This window comes from Streptomyces sp. NPDC003011, assembly GCF_053591515.1.
Genome location: NZ_JBSFTY010000029.1, coordinates 53,633 through 68,469, shown reverse-complemented (window position 1 = coordinate 68,469; position 14,837 = coordinate 53,633). Strand labels below are relative to the sequence as shown.

At 69.4% G+C, this 14,837-nt stretch carries 18 protein-coding genes; all 18 read left to right on the top strand.

From position 1 onward, the window contains the following. The first annotated feature begins 292 nt into the window (after nt 1-292). Nucleotides 293-1,009 (top strand): hypothetical protein, encoded by a 717-nt coding sequence (locus tag ACWD0J_RS16940; RefSeq protein WP_451496582.1) that lies wholly within the window; start codon nt 293-295, stop codon nt 1,007-1,009. Nucleotides 1,010-1,132: 123 nt separating this feature from the next. Beyond that, the gene (locus ACWD0J_RS16935) at nt 1,133-1,816 is read left to right on the top strand and encodes a hypothetical protein (protein ID WP_451496581.1); all 684 of its coding nucleotides are present in this window, start codon (nt 1,133-1,135) and stop codon (nt 1,814-1,816) included. A gap of 115 nt (nt 1,817-1,931) precedes the next feature. Beyond that, nucleotides 1,932-2,621: a hypothetical protein gene (locus ACWD0J_RS16930; protein WP_451496580.1), complete on the top strand. Its 690-nt coding sequence runs from the start codon at nt 1,932-1,934 to the stop codon at nt 2,619-2,621. Between the two features lie 85 nt (nt 2,622-2,706). Continuing rightward, nucleotides 2,707-3,243, top strand: coding sequence for a hypothetical protein (locus ACWD0J_RS16925; RefSeq protein ID WP_451496579.1), 537 nt, complete (start codon nt 2,707-2,709; stop codon nt 3,241-3,243). Between the two features lie 119 nt (nt 3,244-3,362). Next, nucleotides 3,363-3,914, top strand: a complete 552-nt coding sequence (locus tag ACWD0J_RS16920) for a hypothetical protein (protein WP_451496578.1) — start codon at nt 3,363-3,365, stop codon at nt 3,912-3,914. A 32-nt stretch (nt 3,915-3,946) separates the two neighbouring features. Further along, complete coding sequence (locus tag ACWD0J_RS16915) at nt 3,947-4,399, top strand: hypothetical protein (protein WP_451496577.1); 453 nt, start codon at nt 3,947-3,949, stop codon at nt 4,397-4,399. An 89-nt stretch (nt 4,400-4,488) separates the two neighbouring features. After that, nucleotides 4,489-5,043: a hypothetical protein gene (locus ACWD0J_RS16910; RefSeq protein ID WP_451496576.1), complete on the top strand. Its 555-nt coding sequence runs from the start codon at nt 4,489-4,491 to the stop codon at nt 5,041-5,043. A gap of 455 nt (nt 5,044-5,498) precedes the next feature. Then, on the top strand, nt 5,499-6,164 hold the full coding sequence (locus ACWD0J_RS16905; protein WP_451496575.1) for a hypothetical protein: 666 nt from the start codon (nt 5,499-5,501) through the stop codon (nt 6,162-6,164). A gap of 84 nt (nt 6,165-6,248) precedes the next feature. After that, entirely contained in the window at nt 6,249-6,845 is a 597-nt protein-coding gene (locus tag ACWD0J_RS16900) for a hypothetical protein (protein ID WP_451496574.1), read from the top strand. 897 nt (nt 6,846-7,742) lie between these two features. Further along, complete coding sequence (locus tag ACWD0J_RS16895) at nt 7,743-7,949, top strand: hypothetical protein (protein WP_451496573.1); 207 nt, start codon at nt 7,743-7,745, stop codon at nt 7,947-7,949. 186 nt (nt 7,950-8,135) lie between these two features. Continuing rightward, nucleotides 8,136-8,951, top strand: coding sequence for a GP88 family protein (locus tag ACWD0J_RS16890; protein WP_451496572.1), 816 nt, complete (start codon nt 8,136-8,138; stop codon nt 8,949-8,951). Continuing rightward, the gene (locus ACWD0J_RS16885; RefSeq protein ID WP_451496571.1) at nt 8,948-9,442 is read left to right on the top strand and encodes a hypothetical protein; all 495 of its coding nucleotides are present in this window, start codon (nt 8,948-8,950) and stop codon (nt 9,440-9,442) included. Before ACWD0J_RS16890 ends, ACWD0J_RS16885 begins: the two co-directional genes overlap by 4 nt. 84 nt (nt 9,443-9,526) lie before the next feature. Further along, a complete protein-coding gene (locus ACWD0J_RS16880; RefSeq protein WP_451496570.1) occupies nt 9,527-10,465 on the top strand; it encodes a hypothetical protein in 939 nt (312 codons plus the stop codon). A gap of 71 nt (nt 10,466-10,536) precedes the next feature. After that, on the top strand, nt 10,537-11,442 hold the full coding sequence (locus ACWD0J_RS16875) for a hypothetical protein (protein ID WP_451496569.1): 906 nt from the start codon (nt 10,537-10,539) through the stop codon (nt 11,440-11,442). A gap of 93 nt (nt 11,443-11,535) precedes the next feature. Continuing rightward, nucleotides 11,536-12,738, top strand: coding sequence for a hypothetical protein (locus ACWD0J_RS16870; protein ID WP_451496568.1), 1,203 nt, complete (start codon nt 11,536-11,538; stop codon nt 12,736-12,738). A gap of 75 nt (nt 12,739-12,813) precedes the next feature. After that, on the top strand, nt 12,814-13,755 hold the full coding sequence (locus ACWD0J_RS16865; RefSeq protein ID WP_451496567.1) for a hypothetical protein: 942 nt from the start codon (nt 12,814-12,816) through the stop codon (nt 13,753-13,755). 309 nt (nt 13,756-14,064) lie between these two features. Continuing rightward, a complete protein-coding gene (locus ACWD0J_RS16860; protein WP_451496566.1) occupies nt 14,065-14,313 on the top strand; it encodes a hypothetical protein in 249 nt (82 codons plus the stop codon). 145 nt (nt 14,314-14,458) lie between these two features. Then, nucleotides 14,459-14,818, top strand: coding sequence for a hypothetical protein (locus ACWD0J_RS16855; protein ID WP_451496565.1), 360 nt, complete (start codon nt 14,459-14,461; stop codon nt 14,816-14,818). Nucleotides 14,819-14,837: the final 19 nt, after the last annotated feature.

Sequence of the window (14,837 nt, the reverse complement as noted above, 5' to 3'; positions counted from 1 at the left end):
GTGTCCGGCCCAGCAGGCTCCGGCCTCCGGCACCCCACCGAGGTGCGATGAGGGGTTGACTGAACAGCTCTATTTTCAGATGCTCTTCACGGCCCCAGTGAGCACCGGACGGGCCAACTCCCAGTCGCCATGTTCGAAACCCGTGCGCCATAGACGCCCGGGTCATCGCGACGCCCCAGTACGGCACCGTCGTTCCCAACAGCGAGCCGTCGCTGTGACCAACCGACGCCCTCCCTGGCACATCCGCTCCTGCCGTAGATGACACGCAGCCTTGTCGGACTTACGGAGACCCATGACGCTCATTGACCCTGCCGCGCTGCTCTCCACCACTTCCGGAGAGGCGGCATCCGTGACGTACGCGCACCCCGCCCCTCAACGCAGGGCATGGATCCGGGAGATCCTCAAACACGCCAGCGACAAGCCGAATCACCGCCGCTACGCCGCCGCCCTGGCCGACTACTGGGCAACCGCCACACCGGGAGACAAAAGCCGCGAACCCAGTCCTCAGGACCTCGGCCTCACGGGCGTGTCCTGGCCGGTCGAGTGCGCCCTGTCCACCGACTTCTCCCACATCCACCGCCCGCCGCGCGCCGAGGGCCACTACGGCAGCGAGTTCTCCCGCGAGTACATCGCCCTGCGCGAGAAGGCACGCCGCCGGCGCCGGTCCACCAAACAGACATCCGCCAGCAGCACGGACCACCCGCTCACCGCCGCGCTCACCCTCAAGGCCCCGCCCGTCACCGTCGTCGAGGTGGACCTCGTCACCCGGACCAAGGGACTGGTCACGATCAGAGGGACGGGCAAGAGCGGCACCATCCTCAACGACGCCGAACGCTACGGCGAACCGGGGGAGGGCTGGAGCGTCGAGGACGGAGACGGCAAGGTCCTGGCCACCCGGCTGCACGGCGCCCGCAAAGCGGCCATCGCCTGCGCCCGGGAGCAAGGAATCAGCGGCCGCGTCACCGTGGAGATCGACGAGGAATACCGCCGCACGGGCGCCCGCGACTGACGGACCCGCAGCCGGAGCGTCCTCTTCGGCTGCGACGGCCACCGTGGCGACCGGGCGGGGCAGGCCATCGAACACGCCTGCCCCGCCCGGTCACCCCACCCCCAAACAGAGGAGCCAGGCACCATGCCCAACGGAGAGAACCAGCCGACCATGTCGCCCCCCGATCACGTGGTCGAACTCGCCCGAAGCTTCGGAGAGCGAAAGGGGCCGATCGCCGACCTTGCGGCCGGAACCGTGCCCGCCTGCTTCGGGCGACTGCGGATCAAGCTGGCCGCTCTGCGAAAAGAGGCAATCGCGACAACCGCAGAGCTGTCGATGGGAGACGACCCCGACGATCCGCTCTTCAAGCTCGGTCAACAGGAGCTCGACGGGATCCTCTCCACGGTGACCAGCCTCGACGCATGGGTGCAGACCCAGCAATGCGTTCTCGCCGCATGCGAGTGCCGTGCGGACCGTCTGCTCCGGCAGTTGCTGACCGAGCGCGGCATTCCCGTGCAGAACGGCGTCTCCGCCAAGGCGAAGCGAGTGACCTGCCTCATTGCCGGAGACGCGGCCCCTGGAAGCCTCGTCGGGTACGTGATGGTGGAGCACCGCCAGAGCATCGACCACCTGGTGCAGCTACACGGCGGCTGGAGGGCCCGCACACGCTCGCAGGACGGCCAACTGACCCTGGTGTACCAGTCGCCCGGATATCCGACCGCCGACCTCCAGACCTACCGCGCGGACACGCTTGCCTGTGTCGAAGCCGTCGATGCCGCCCTCACCGCCCTGCACAACCACACCGAGCCCGAATATGGGGTTGACTGAACCACTCCATATCGGGATGCTCGTGACATCCCCCTCCACCGCGCCGACGGGTGCCGCAACCGCGGCACCCGTCGCCCGTGGGAGCACCACAGCCCCCACCGCAGAAGGGAAGGCCATGAGCCAGACCATCACCGCCCCCGCCGGTCACTGCATCGAGACCGACCACTACGGACGCAAGTACCTGTTCACTGGCGGGGACTTCATCGGCCGCCTCACCAGGGGCCGCACCCCGGACACCGTCGCCGCCTTCTCCGTCCGCGACAACTACCTGCCCCAGGACTGCGCCGACGACCAGGCCGCCGCCGACGCTCTCGTCACGGCGTTCAGCAGGCCCGTCCCGCATGAGGCCGGCGAGGTGCACCGCGAGACCTACCGCGACATCGAGTTCGTGATCACATTCAAGCCCGGCGGCTGCAGTGACGCGGACGATCAGGGACACCGCGACTCCTGGGCCGACAGCTACTCCGTCACCCACAACGGTCGAGGCGCCCCGTGCCCGAAGGGCAACCTGGCGACCATCATCAAGAAGGTGCGCGGCTGGACCGACACCTACCACGCCGACAACGAGTTGCTGCCGAAACTGCTGGAGTTGGTCGACGCCCGCCAGAGCATCGAGGGCATGCCCGGCTTCGACGGCGCCCCGAAGGAGGGCGACACGGCGTACGTGTGGGCGATGGGCCGCTTCCGCCGCGGCCTGGTCACGAAGGTCACCCAGAGTCGCGCGACCGTCTCGTACACCACGGCCTCGTCACAGGGCCGCGTGTTCCGCAAGGCCGACAAGTTCGACGCCCTGGCCACCGCCTGACGCACCACACGGGCCGTCCCGGCAGCTCCACCACGCCGGGACGGCCCGCCGGTACGACCGCCATCCCAGACAACGGAGGAGACACATGGACTCGTCGGCCTACACGTGGCAGGCCCTCGCCTGCACCGCATGCGACACCCCGGACGCCAGGTTCGTCCCGGGCGACAGCGACCGCCCCGACATCTTCGTGTGCACACGCTGCCCCACGTACAGGGACCCGAACGAGCTCGCGACGACGCTTGCGCCGCTCCAGGTGCTGGCCGTACACCGCGAGGCGCTCAGCATCGGCACGCCGCGTCCGCCCGAGGGACTGACGGCATACACGAAGGGCATCGTCGAACTCGCCGACACCAAGGGGCTCCGCCCCATGTGGCGGACCGGCAAGGCGCGGCACGAGCTGGTCCTGAGCTCGGCCGGACCGCACGGCCCGTCCGGATGCATCCTGGTGGGCGCCCGTACCGGGAAGGTACTCCGGGGCCAGATCACCCACGGCGCGGGTGGCTCGACCACCTCCGTCCAGGGCACCAACGAGGTTCGGACGCTGCTCGCCGCCCTCACGCAGTCCGCATGCCCGCCGTTCTGCCGCGCCAGCACCGTGGAGGCATGCCCCTCCAGCCACTGAAATATAGGGTTGACCAGACAACCCCTGTTAGGGATTCTCGTAGCTCACCGCCGCCACGCCGCCCGCCCGGGCCGCCCGACGCACCGGGCGGGCGGCCTTGACCACGGAGAGGGCACACCATGGTCACCCTCGCGCAGCTCGCCGCACGGACCGCCTACTACCAGAGCGAACACGCCACCCACCCCAGCGTCCCGCCCGGCGACCTCGCCCGTGTCACGGCAGTGGAAGCAACCACCACCGTGCGAGAGCACTTCGCCCGGGACGGCCGTCTGCGCAGCGTCGAGGCGGCACCCTACGGCGCGGTCATCCTCCGCCAGGCCGAGCGTTCCGTACGGTTCGAGCCCTGGCCCGACGCGATGCCCAAGCGACTGACCGCCCGGCAGGCCGACGACCTGGTCCTGCTTGGCCAGTCCGTCCAGAAGCCCCGTCTCGTGTTCGAAGCCAAGGGCCCGATCATCCACGCGGGCTTCACCCGCATCCCCCCGGCCGCCACCGAACGCCTGATCGAACACGGCTGGGTGGCCACCGACGGCCGGAACGACTCGGCCGTCGGCATCTCCCTCGCCGGCGTGGTCGCCCTGACATGGCGCCACTGCAAGACCACCAACGTGCCCGCCCGCCTGTGGGCTGAGGTAATCGCCGAGGACGTGCACAACGTCTTCTGCGACTAGCCCAGCCAAGTCACCTCGGGAGGAGAACAGAAATGATGAGCGTCGGGGGTGCATCCCACGAGCTGAGCGCCGCCGAGCGAAAGGAGATCGAGGCCAAGGCCCGCATCCCCCGTAGCTGTCGGCAGGTCCGGGCGTACATCTCCCGCCTGGAACAGGAAGACCGGCCGCCGGGCCGCGAGTACCTCCTGAGCTGTCTGCGGGTCGTGCTGATGGAGATGGATGTGGCCCTCGCCCTGGAGCAGACGCCGCTCCACCCCGGCATCAAGGTGCGCGGCAACTGCTGGCCCGAGGCGGACCCCGAGACCCGTTTCACCCTGCATCACAAGGCGAGCGACGAACTACTGCTACGACGCGGATATCGGACAAAGGCCGCCGCGACCGCTGCCGCCATGCGCTTGGCCGAGGCTGCCGAATGGCGTCTACCCACGGATGAATTCAGCGCTGCCCACCACGCCGCCGTACTCGCCGAGGAGCACCGCGCCTGACCGTAGGCCCCCCGTAGCGACGCTGCCCCAACAGGGTGCGCGGTGCTCCTGTGATCACCCATCCCAACTCCCCCGTCGAAGGGAATCGCATGACAAATGCCAAGGCCCCGCAGGCCCGCCGCCTCCTGCCCACGGACCGGCCTACTTTCGTCGCCCAGGGATCATCGTCCTACGAGGTGACACCGGGGGTGGCATACATAGACACAGACGGCCGCAGTTGGGAGAGCCTCGGCGTCACCACGGCGAAAGGCCTGCCGGTGTTCGCCTCGGCGGACGGCGACAGGACCCGCACCCTGGCCAAACTGGCCCCCTTCATCCTGCACAAGGTCGGCGACCCTGCCCCGGACACCTTCGAGTTCGACGGCCGCACGTGGAGCCTCGCGGACGTCCTGAAGGACAACGACGAGGACGGCTACTGGGGGCACAACGGACGCTGGCGAAAGACCGCCGACGGCCCTACCCCGCTGTTTACCCGCCCCGACGAGCCCGAATACGCACTGACGATCGCCGAGATAGCCCACTTCCACTGCCGGGACGACGGCCGCCCACGGCCCTTGCCCGCCGGGCCGGACAACGTACTCCTCATGGCCAACGGCACACGGTGGTCCTTGGACCACGGCTGGCGGAGCGTCGCGCCGGCCTGACGTGCCCGGCCGTCGGCACATCGCTGATCTCCCTCGCGGGCGGCGACGGCGCGGCAGGCCCGTCCCCCGAAATAGGGGTTGACAACGCAACCCCCTATGGGGATTCTCCTCATACCAGCCCTCCCCATGCCGACCGGGTGCCGCAGTCGTGGCACCCGGCCCCCGGCCCCGCCGGAGAACACCCCACCGGCAGCGCCCACGCACCAGTTGAGGGCACCCGAGGCCGCAGCCCGCTCAGGCCGGACCCTGGCCCCACTCCCGAGCGACAGGCCAACCACAGCCCGCGGGCAAGCCAAGATCAACCAGGAGGGCACCCCCTGTCCGTCATCAACGCTGCATTCATCCCCGTCATCGTCACCGAACGCCCGACAGAGCTCTTCAAGCAGCCACCGACCGGTACCAACCCGGGCGCGCTGCGCATCGTCCCGGCAACCGACGTACGCTCCGGTGACTGGGTGCTCGGCGAGTACGAAGGAGCACTTGACCCCTCCCGCCTCACCACGGTCATGCAGAGCGTGGCGTGCTTCCCGGCGCTCCCCGTTGCCGCGTCCGGCAGGATCGCCCTGGACGGCGAATCGCCCATATGGCGGCACACTGACCTGGTTCTGATCATCCCCCGCGAGCGAATCCCGGCAGACACCTACGCCGACCGCTCGACCGGATTCCGCGTCGGCGACCGGGTGGAGCGCAGCATCATCTACAGCCCCATCCACGATGACCCCCGCGACAAGGTCGGCGTCGCGCGCCCCGTCATCCAGCGCGGGACCGTCACCGCTGTTGAAGACGGCACGTTCACGGTCGGGTGGCTCGGACGCTGGGTCAACGGCCATACGACCGAGACCGCCATGCGGCTCGCCGACCCCGTCCGCATCGAACGCGAGCGCGCCGTGTACGGCTTCGCTGTCGGAGACACGGTGACCACTGATGGGAGCTACGCCACGGGGGTCGTGCTGGAGCTCTGGAGCCACGGCGACGCCGCCATGGCCCGCGTCTACTGGCCCGGTTCCCCCTGGTCGAACTACTGCGGGTACGCCTTCGCCGAGACCCACGGCTTCGCACCCGTCGTGCCCACGAACCGGTACCAGATCACCGCGTCGCACCGCTACACACCCACGGCCTGACACACCCGCAGCCGGCCGGGGCGCGGCTCTCCCGCCCCGGCCCCTGCTTCCGCCTCCCACACGCCCATCGAGAAAGGTGCCTCTGTGACCTCCCACTCCCCCGTCGCCGAGACGGTTTCCATCCCCCTGCCCGGCCTCACGGTCCACCGCCCCGCCAAGCGTGGCGACGGGTACCGCGTGAGGATGGGCCGGATGGAAGGGCGCGGCTCCACCCTGGCCGCCGCCAAGGCGGACTTGGCCGCGCAGCTCGCACTGACCGTGCAAACTCTCGAGGTTGAGCCCGCGTTCGCCCGTGACGACGACGGTGCACTGATCGTCGCCCTTGACCGGCCGTGGGGGATCGACACCTTCCGCGCCACCGGCACGACTGCCCGGCTCATCTCCAGCGGCAACCGCCACCCGGAAGGACCGGCCGCAGATCTGGCGCGCGTCCCTCACTTCACGCCGCTTCCCGCGTACACGTCCGGCCGCACGGCCGGTGCGCCCCGCCCGTACGTGTTCACCCGCAAGGAGATCGACCAGGCCCTGTCCTTCGCCCACGAGCGATCGAAGGAGTGGACGAAGGAGGAGGACACCCTCGACCTGTTCACCGGGGCCGTCCGCGCACGCCTGAACGACCCGCAGACGGACTTCCCATACGACCACCGCCGCGCCCCTGCGGCCGCCGACGACAACCGCTGACTCCTGGCAGACAGCCGGCCCGGGGCACACGCCCCGGGCCCGTTGCTCGTGCACGACTCCTCGGCAGTCCTGACCCCCACCGCCGGCCCGCTTCGCGCTTGGCCTCACCGAGTCGCCAGCAGAAGGGAGACGCGCCCTGACTCCGAATACCCTGCCGCTCGCCCGGCAGTTGATCAGTGAGTTGCCTTGGCTGCGGGGTACCTCACCCGCCGCTGTAGCCCGCGCCTGCCGGGAGGTCATTGCGGCAGGCTGGAGCGCCCAGGAGATCCTTGCGTGGGTACTCCTGCACGACACGCCCACTCCGGTCCGCAACCCCGTCGGCTTTCTCCGGCACCGGCTTCGCAACGCGTTGGACTGCTGGCGCACAGCGGCGGAGCGTCAAAGCGGCGTCCGGCGCGCACGCCAGAACGCGAACGGCGAGCGCCCCGAGGACCTCGGACCGCTCAACCACCTGCCGACGCCGCCTCCCCATGTCGCCCGCGCTATCCGGGCCGCACTGGAGCGCAGCTCACGCACCCGCCAGGCTGGTGGACGGTCGTCGACGACCGCCGACAGCGGATACGTGGAGCTTCCGGTAGAGGTATCCGAACAGGAGCTCGCGGCAGCCCGCAGAGAGCCGGACTGGGCCGAGGCCGTGTCGGCTTTCGCCGCTCTGCGACTCGACGAAATACAGAGTTGACTAGACAACCTGGTTTTTGATTGGCTTCTCGTGCGCCAGCCAAGGGCCGTCACGGCTCTACGCGCAGCAGCCCCGGCCCGCTCCCGTGCTGGAACTAAGCCAGCACCCCGTGCCAGAGCCCGGACGTGTCTCCCGCTGCAGCGAACACGCTGGCTCTCTCTGACCCCATGCCCGCCGGGACGCCGACCCGCTCCCGGCCTTCACTCCACGGGAGCCTCATGAGCTGGGTCCACGGCACCACCGACGATGGACGTCCCACCGACTACCGCAGCCACCCCATGGACCCCGTCGGCCAGGGTGCTTACCCCTACGACTGCGACGCCAAGGACAAGCACCCGGACGCCATGGTGTTCGAGTGCCGCACCTGCCACGTCTGGGCCGCCGAGCCCCTGCAGGTGCTCCCGCCCAACGTCGCCTGGATCTGACCTGTCGCCTCGGGGCACGACCCGCGCCCCGAGGCCATCCCGGCACCCCCACCCCACGGCTCCGCGTGCACCGCGGAGCCGCTTCTACGCTGCGCCGTGCTCTGACCATGCCTCCCACCATCGCCAGGCTGTCAACCACGCGAGCGCCCCCTCCCTCACCACGCCCCTCCCACCACGGAGAGATGCATGGCAAGCCGGAAGTGGCTGCTCCGACAGAACCGCGACATGAAGAAGGCCAGCGAGGCCGAGCCCCTCATCGACGGCGAACAGCCGCCGAAAATCTTCAACTGGACTCTTCCCGCACTCACCGTCCACTTGGAAGGCAGGAAAGCGATCCGCGTCTGCAAACAGGCGGACGCCTGCGCCAAACTCTGCTACGCGCTCAATGGCACGTACATGTTCCGCAACGTTCGAGCGCGACACATCGAGAACCTGCTGATGGTCGTGGACAACCTCCCCGCATGGGAGGCCGAGATGGCCGAGGAACTGCGGCACAAGCGGTACGAGCACGCCGCGATTCGAATCCACGACAGCGGAGACTTCCTGAGCGCGGAGTACCTGCACGCCTGGCTTCGGATCATGCGCGGCGCACCAGGCATCCGCTTCTACTGCTACACCAAGGAAGTCTCCCTGTTCCGCGAGCACGTGGAACAGGACCCTCCGCCCAACTTCCGCTGGTGCTTCAGCCTGGGCGGCAAACAGGACCACATGGTCGACCTGGACATAGAGCGCCACGCCGACGTGTTCCCCGACGAGGAGTCGATCGTCGAGGCGGGATACAGCTCCCAGACCCGGTCCGACCTCCTCGCCGTCGACGGGCCGCCCCATGTCGGCATCCCCGCCAACAACATCCGCCACCTCCGAAAGCGCCAGGGCAACCGGAGCTTCGGCCAGATCGAGGCGGACCTTCGGCACACCAGGCAGGCCCGGCGTGCCGCCACGGACGAAACCCCGCAGTCAGCACCGGACGAGGGCGTAGACAGCCCGGAAGGAGACGCGTGACCAAACTGGTGCACTCCGAACTCACCGTGCCCGACGAAACGATCAGGGTCACGAACTATCAAGAGGTCGTGCTCAACAACTGCGACGCGGCGTTCACCGCCACGGTACGCAGGAACCGGACACTGCTCGGCACCGCCGTCAACCGGGGAACCGGCGGCCCGACCATGCTCGTGCCGTCGAGCGCCGGGGCCTACACGGTATTCGCCGAGTTCGCCCAGCGCTGCCGGATCGAGGACCGCACGCCCGACATAGACGAGGTCCTCGACTGCCTCGCCGAGGAGTACCGAATAGAGCGGGCCGTGGCCAAGGCCGACCGGCGTGGCTGGGCGCTGGCCCGCAGCACGAGCGAAGTCGGCTACCAAGAGGTCGCCCTGCAGTGGAAGCCGCAGCGCGCCGACGACCCGGTCATGGCCCAGGCCCTGCGCGAGCGGGCGCCCGGAACCTGGTCAGTCTGGATCAACGGCAAGTGGCACACGATCGAAACCGACTGACCCTCCACCCGATCCGCCCATCCGCCGGGGCGCGGCGCTCTGCCGCCCCCCGGCCCCCGCCGCTCCTACCTCGGAGGTCCCGCCATGACCACAGCCGTGTACCAGCTGAACCCCCGCACCGAGCTGTTCGCCATCGCGGCTTACGCCCGCGCCCGCGCACTCGCCCCTGAGACCCCCGACAGCGAGCGCGCCGCCCTGCTGGCGCTGGAAGACGAATGGGCCTGGACCGCCCACTACTGCTACCCGGGCGGCCCGTGGGAGCGGTCGAACCTGAAGGTTGTCTTCCTGCTCGGTGAGGCCTGGCGGGAGGCCGACGCTGCCGGACTCCCGCCGTTCGACCTTGCCGACCCCGCCGCGTTCCTCCTGGACGCCGCCTTGACCGTCCTGCGCAGCAGCTACAGGAACCGGCCCTACGTGACGGAGGTCGAGTTCACGGCCGGCCCGTTCGGCAAGCGCATCGAGTGGCGCACGATCTCCCGCGCCGTGACCCGGTACGCCGACGGCACCGAACGCGACGACATCAGCTACCCCAGCCCCCGGCTCCACCACTTCCTCTACGACTTGGCCGCGCTGCGCCCCCCGGCGACCGGCGACACACTGACCCTGCGGATCGCCCCCGGACCGTCCGCCTTGCCCAAGCCGGATCTCCTCGGCTTCCACGAGCGGGCCGACCCGACCTGCGACTGCCCGAAGACCGAATGCGGCGGAGTGATCGTCAACCAGCTCAGCCAGGAGGCGTGCCCGTTCCACTCCCAGGAGCCGACCACCCTGTCGCTGCATCAGGCCCTCGAATGCCCGAGTCTGCCGCCGGGTACGGACACCTCCCGCATCTGGATCGTCGTCCTCAACGAAGCCCGGTCAGCATCAGGTCTGGAGGTCGAGCGTGCGGTTCCGTACGCGCACACCGACCGGAGCGCACTCGGCCCCCGACGCCTTCAGAGCCTGGTCGAGGCCGAGAGCGCCGAGGCCGCCGAAGCCATCATGGGCGCTCAACTCGGAGCGTGGACCCTTCACCAAATCTAGGGTTGTCTGAACAACCTGACATTGCTAGCGTTCCCTCCGCCGGAACACCCCAGCCGACAGGAAGGGACTGCATGACGGCCCACCGATCCTGCTTGCGCATCGACGTACAGACTCTGCCGCCCCACATCAGGGACGAGGCGGAGCACCGCATGACCGAGATCGAGACCCTCACCGAACAGCTCACCGGAGCCGTCTTCCAAGACGAACCCGCGACGGCGGAACTGGCGACGCACCACCAGAAGTTCGCCGCCCTGGTCGGCCTGATGCCGGAGGATGCCGACGAACGGCCCGTCGCCTTCCGCTGCGACTGCGGCGCGTACCGCCTGGTCTCCAGCGCCACCAGGACCCGCGAGGTCTGGAACGACGACGCCGAGACCAACGACCCGTCCCCCGTGTGCGACTGCCCCCTCAACACGGTGGAGACCCTCAGTCCGCGCACCGAGCTGTTCCTGACCGCCATCCACGCCGAGGCCGCCGCGCTCACTGCCGAGGACGCCGACCAGCAGGCGGAGTTCGCCGAACTCGCGGACGACGCGATGTGGACCGCCCGCTACTGCGACCCCGGCAGCCCGCAGCCGGCCCTCACCCCTCCCGACGAGGGAGCCAAGTGGGATCGCTCGCACCTGACCGTGCGGTTCATCCTGGAGGACTTCGCCAAGCGGGCCGCCGCTACGGGCCTGCCGTCGTACGACAAGGGGCCGACCCGGACGCTGCTGCTGGATGCGGCCACGACCGCAGTGCGCACCATGACCCACGGTCGACCGCTCGCCATCGCCAGCGTGTCGTTCCCCGCGACCCGCCAGGGTCAGTGGAGCCGCACCAGCGGCGTGATCACGACACTCACCGACGGCACCCAGCGGTCCGACCTCAAGTACCCCTCTCACGCACTGGATGCCGTACTCGGCGAACTGACCGCGATACGCCAGCCCCGGCCCGGAAGCAGGCTGACGGTCACCCTGACCAGCCCGCGCAGGTGATGCAGAACCGCGCCACCAACTGATCCAGCCCGACGGGCGGGACCTCACAGGTCCCGCCCGTCGCTCATGCCCGGACACAGCAGAAGGAGCCCGATGCAGACCCTGACCGCGACCCGTGTCCTGATCCCCGGCGTCATCGGCCCGTACGACGCCCACGTGAACCTGGCAGCCGACTGGAACGGCTTCGCCCAACCCCTCTTCACCCTCGACACCGTCCGGCAGATCAGCACCGACACCCAAGCCCAGGCCGACGAGTGCGGCAGCGACGCCGTGATCACCGTCCACGTCATCGAAGGTGACCCGGGCCCCGAAGGTGAACCGCGCGCCGTCGTCCTGACCGTCAACTGGCAGTGGTGGTGCCAGGACGGAGGCGCGAAGAAGGTCACAGCCATCGCCGAGCCCACCGCCGACGGCCTGTACGGCCTGCCCGGAAGCTCCCTGTGCTGGGAAATCGAAACCTGGGACTGCGCGTGCGAGGAGAAGAACCCGTGGCACGTCACTGTGTGCCAGTGCGGGCAGCTGCGCGACATGCAGGTGGCCGTGCCGGACGGCATGGTCGCCACCCGCGTCTGCGTCGACGGCCTGGCAACCTACCCCGCCTTCGTCGTCGAGCACGCCCGGCGCGGGCATCCCATCACCCCCTACTTCCCCTTGGACGCCGTGCGCGAGCTCGCGGCCGACACCCAGAAGGCAGCGGCCCAGTACGACCCGCGCAGCGCCGAGACCATCCACGTCCTGGAGACCCACCCCGACGCCACCGGCAACCGCGGCACGCTCGTCCTGCACGCCGACTGGGTCACCGAGGCCGACGAAGGCCCGGCGGACGCGGCCAAGGTCGTCGTCCCGAACGAGCACGGCCTGTACCCCGTCGGTCCGGACTGGCACTGGTCGCTCGCCTGTTGGTGGTGCACGTGCGGGTGGGACACGGCCTGGCACAGTGCCGAGTGCCGTGCGTGCGGACTCACCCGCGCCGGGCAACCGACGACGCCGCTGGAGGCAGCCGCATGGCGGGCCGGTCGCATCCTGCGCACCCTGGCCCCCGAGGCGACATCGGCTCTGGTCGACCTCCACGACGCCGCCCGCATCTGCGCGGTGTACGCCGGAGACACCGAGATCGACACGGCTGATGACACCGGCGTGTTCGACACCGAGACGCTCGGCGCGGCAGACGAGGCCCTGCGCCAAGCCCTCGACGCAGCCGCGCCCGGCGACCTGGCCAAGTCCAAGTGGGAGCACGCCCCGGACACCGAGTCCGCCGACCTCTACAGGATCACCTTCTCGCCCGCCCACCACTAGCCCGATCCGGCCGGGGGCGGTGCCGCAAGGCCCGTCCCCGGCCCCTCACCCGACCGGAAGAAGCGAGGACGCCACATGACCGATCACACCCCCTCCGGCCCGGCCTACCGGATCCCCAGCAGCCTGGGCGTTGCAGCCCACGAGGCGCTGGAGGCCGCCCACGAGGCGCTGGAGGCCGCCCACAACGCGCACGAGCGGCTCGGCCGCGCCATGTGCGTCGTGACCGCCGCAGCGGTGCGCGACATCCTGACCGGCCACGAGTCCGACGCCCCGTTCGACGCCAGCGCGGTCGAGCTGGTCCAGGGAGTGAGCGGCTCGCTGTTCCCCACCGGCCGGTACTGGACGGCAGCCGGCGACGCGCGCACCTTCAGCGACGCTGTCGGCGAGACCGACGCCGGGAACGGCGTGCACGGCATGAGCGAGTGGACGACGTACCTCAACGACGACACGCGGGACGTCTGGCGCCCGCTGTGCACCGAAATGGACGACCACGATGGGCGCCCCTCGTTCGCCTTCGACCTCATCCGTGCCGCAGCCCTCACGCTCGATGAGCCTGCACCGGCCCCGGCCGCCCTCCAGTGCGGCGAGATGGTCGACGTGATGGTGTGCGCCAACGAGGTCAACCGCTACCCCGCCAAGGTGGACCCCACCGACCAGCAGGACGGGTACGTGAAGCCCTGGTTCGATCTGGAGACCGTCCGACGGATCGCGGCCGACACCCAGGCTGACGCCGCCCGCCACGGATGCGACTCGATCGACACGGTGCACGTCCTGGAGGGCGGGGACGACCGCGTGAGGCACGACGGCTCAGTGGAGGGCGCGAAGTACGCGGTCGTGCTGGTCGTCTGCTGGATGTACCTCGACGGCGACAAGCGTGAGCAGGCGGTCGAGATCGTCCAGCCGAGCGCGGACGGCCGGTACGCAATCGGCGGGTTCGAGTGGTGCTGGTACGCCCTGTCCCACGACGGCCTTACGCCGCTGATCCCCTTCGAGCCGCAGAGCCGAAATGCGGGTTGACGCGACAACTCCACTTCTCTAGGTTCATCCCCGTCGGGCGGCCAACGGACACGCAGTCAGCCACGACGAAGCGACTCCGCTGAGCCTCAGCTCTCCCCCGGACGCGGCGAACGAGAAAGTCCGCGCTCCTGGACGTCAACGCGGTCACCATCGCGCACACCAAGTACGCCCCGTGCGAGCACGCGCCCGCACGGCGCACCGATTCCGTGCAGTCCGCACCCCCACAGAGCCACCGGGCCCATCGACCCGCCGACCCGACGAAGACCCGGACCACACACTCACCCATCAGCAGAAGGGCAGTCGGCGACCATGACCACACTCAGGGGCGAGTCCGGCGAGACCATCGAACCGGGCAACACCGTCAAGGACTTCCACGGCAAGCAGTGGACGTTCGACCGCATCTCCCGTCCCGCAGCAGGCAACAGCACCGGCCGAGTACAGCTCTCCCGGCCGTGCGGCCACAGCGAGAGCGACCACGAAACGTCCTTTCACTGGTGCCGCGGCACCGAGGTGCGGGAGTTCTTCCCGTCCGTCATCGAGGCGCAGATCACGCCTTGACTCTCGTTCGAACCGGACCCACCCCTCTTGAAATTGAGGGTTGACCAAACAACCTGTTTTACCTAGGTTCGTTCCTGCCGGGCGGTGCGGATCTTCCCCGTCACGGCATCCCACACCATCCGCCTCAGCGAGAGGACAACTCGCCATGCGTCACGCTGCGCTCGTCTCCGAGACCGTCTCCGTCCACGTCTGGTACGACGCCAAGTCCGACTTGTTCTGCGGGCAGATCACCGACGACGACAACCCCGTCGCCGAGGACTGCTACCCCACCAGCTACAGCAAGAAGATCACCCACGATGAGGTGCTCCGCACCTACGGCCCGGCCGACTCGTTCACCGACACCGTCGGCCTCATCGTGGCCATCCGCGAGGACCTCACCGCGCTGGAACTCGACCTCCCCGCCGACGCCGCGCAGGAACTGGCCGAACTGCTCGACGACGACACGGCGTCCGCCGCTCACACCGAGACCGCCGCACGAGAGCGCGTCCTCACCGCCGCTCACTGACACCACGCAGTCCGCACGT

What these genes read in the sequence shown, in the direction of transcription:
- ACWD0J_RS16940 (WP_451496582.1), top strand. Translation starts at nt 293, where the DNA reads ATGACGCTCATTGACCCTGCCGCGCTGCTCTCCACCACTTCCGGAGAG.
- ACWD0J_RS16935 (WP_451496581.1), top strand. Translation starts at nt 1,133, where the DNA reads ATGCCCAACGGAGAGAACCAGCCGACCATGTCGCCCCCCGATCACGTG.
- ACWD0J_RS16930 (WP_451496580.1), top strand. Translation starts at nt 1,932, where the DNA reads ATGAGCCAGACCATCACCGCCCCCGCCGGTCACTGCATCGAGACCGAC.
- ACWD0J_RS16925 (WP_451496579.1), top strand. Translation starts at nt 2,707, where the DNA reads ATGGACTCGTCGGCCTACACGTGGCAGGCCCTCGCCTGCACCGCATGC.
- ACWD0J_RS16920 (WP_451496578.1), top strand. Translation starts at nt 3,363, where the DNA reads ATGGTCACCCTCGCGCAGCTCGCCGCACGGACCGCCTACTACCAGAGC.
- ACWD0J_RS16915 (WP_451496577.1), top strand. Translation starts at nt 3,947, where the DNA reads ATGATGAGCGTCGGGGGTGCATCCCACGAGCTGAGCGCCGCCGAGCGA.
- ACWD0J_RS16910 (WP_451496576.1), top strand. Translation starts at nt 4,489, where the DNA reads ATGACAAATGCCAAGGCCCCGCAGGCCCGCCGCCTCCTGCCCACGGAC.
- ACWD0J_RS16895 (WP_451496573.1), top strand. Translation starts at nt 7,743, where the DNA reads ATGAGCTGGGTCCACGGCACCACCGACGATGGACGTCCCACCGACTAC.
- ACWD0J_RS16890 (WP_451496572.1), top strand. Translation starts at nt 8,136, where the DNA reads ATGGCAAGCCGGAAGTGGCTGCTCCGACAGAACCGCGACATGAAGAAG.
- ACWD0J_RS16880 (WP_451496570.1), top strand. Translation starts at nt 9,527, where the DNA reads ATGACCACAGCCGTGTACCAGCTGAACCCCCGCACCGAGCTGTTCGCC.
- ACWD0J_RS16875 (WP_451496569.1), top strand. Translation starts at nt 10,537, where the DNA reads ATGACGGCCCACCGATCCTGCTTGCGCATCGACGTACAGACTCTGCCG.
- ACWD0J_RS16870 (WP_451496568.1), top strand. Translation starts at nt 11,536, where the DNA reads ATGCAGACCCTGACCGCGACCCGTGTCCTGATCCCCGGCGTCATCGGC.
- ACWD0J_RS16865 (WP_451496567.1), top strand. Translation starts at nt 12,814, where the DNA reads ATGACCGATCACACCCCCTCCGGCCCGGCCTACCGGATCCCCAGCAGC.
- ACWD0J_RS16860 (WP_451496566.1), top strand. Translation starts at nt 14,065, where the DNA reads ATGACCACACTCAGGGGCGAGTCCGGCGAGACCATCGAACCGGGCAAC.
- ACWD0J_RS16855 (WP_451496565.1), top strand. Translation starts at nt 14,459, where the DNA reads ATGCGTCACGCTGCGCTCGTCTCCGAGACCGTCTCCGTCCACGTCTGG.